General features: G+C 65.3%; 1 protein-coding gene. It reads left to right on the top strand.

Translation table 11 applies throughout. The annotated features are described in order from the left end of the window. Window positions 1-70: 70 nt before the first annotated feature. Window positions 71-1,290 (top strand): IS3 family transposase gene (locus QR64_RS03430; RefSeq protein WP_152640908.1). Its coding sequence is split into 2 segments (ribosomal slippage): window positions 71-380 and window positions 380-1,290, totalling 1,221 coding nucleotides; the frame shifts between segments, so codons are not numbered across the junction. Window positions 1,291-1,322 lie beyond the last annotated feature (32 nt).

The raw sequence follows: 1,322 nt of genomic DNA, 5'->3' as shown, positions 1-1,322 counted from the left end.
GGGCATTCCCCCCGGAGTGTGGACATCCTGAACACTGGGCCATGAAGGGCCCAGAAGGAGTGATGTCACGATGGTGATGAAGGCGTATTCGGCGGAGTTCAAGGCCGATGCCGTCGCGCTGTACTTGTCCGACCCGAGCCACACCTTCGAGGGCATCGGCAAGGACCTGGGCGTCAGCCGCGAAACCCTGCGCAACTGGGTGCGTGCGGAACGTAAACGCACCGGCACTGCGTCCGCAGCGGACCGGCCCCGGAAGCCGGCACCGGCGGGCGGGGTATCGTCCGAGTCCGTGTTGGAAGAGGAAAACAGGCAGCTCAAAGCGCAGATCCGCAAGCTGGAGACCGAGCGGGAAATTCTGCGGAGGGCCGCGAAATATTTCGCGGGCGAGACCAACTGGTGAGCCGCTTCCAGTTCGTCGACGACCACCGCAACACCGCGCCGGTGAAGTGGCTGTGCCAGATCCTCGAGGTGTCCCGATCCGGTTTCTACCGGTGGCTCGCCGCCGCGCCTGCCCGGGCCGAACGTGCCCGTGCCGACGAGGAGCTCGCGACGCGGATCCGTGGGATTCACGACGAGTTCGACGGCACCTACGGTGCCCCGCGCATCACGGCTGAGTTGCGCGACGCCGGGATCGAGGTGAACCACAAGCGGGTCGAACGGGTGATGCGTGCGAACGGGATCGTCGGGGTGCACCTGCGCAAGACCGTGCGCACCACAGTCCCCGAACCTTCCGCGAGCCCGGTGCCGGACCTGATCCGGCGGGACTTCACCGCGAGCGCACCGAACACCAAGTATGTCGGCGACATCACTTACCTCCCCGTCGGGGACGGTGACTTCCTCTATCTGGCAACAGTATTGGACCTGAACTCCAAACGGTTGGCGGGGTGGTCGATCGCACCGCATATGCGCACCGAGCTGGTCACCGACGCCCTGCGGGCAGCGGCCGCCGCCCGCGGTGCCGCCGGTCTCGACGGCGCGATCTTCCACTCCGACAACGGTGCCCAATACGTCTCGCAGAACTTCGCGGATGTCTGCCGCGAGCTGGGCGTGACCCGGTCGCGAGGTGCGGTCGGAACGTCGGCGGACAACGCTGCCGCCGAATCATGGAACGCGACGTTGAAGCGGGAGACACTCCAGGGCCGGAAAAGGTGGAACAGCGCAGGTGAGGCCCGCACCGCCGTCTTCCGTTGGATCACGCGTTACAACACGCGAAGGAGGCATTCCGCTCTCGGTCAGATCTGTCCTATCGAGTTCGAGCAGAGATCGACTATGATGACTTCCGCCGCATAGGTATTGGTGTCCATATCTCGGGGGGAACGCCC

Origin of the sequence: Rhodococcus sp. Chr-9, assembly GCF_000801125.1 — a bacterium.
GTDB classification, from domain to species: Bacteria; Actinomycetota; Actinomycetes; order Mycobacteriales; family Mycobacteriaceae; genus Rhodococcus; species Rhodococcus pyridinivorans.
The sequence above is the reverse complement of the archived record's forward strand: the minus strand, read 5'-3'. Positions and strand labels throughout refer to the sequence as shown.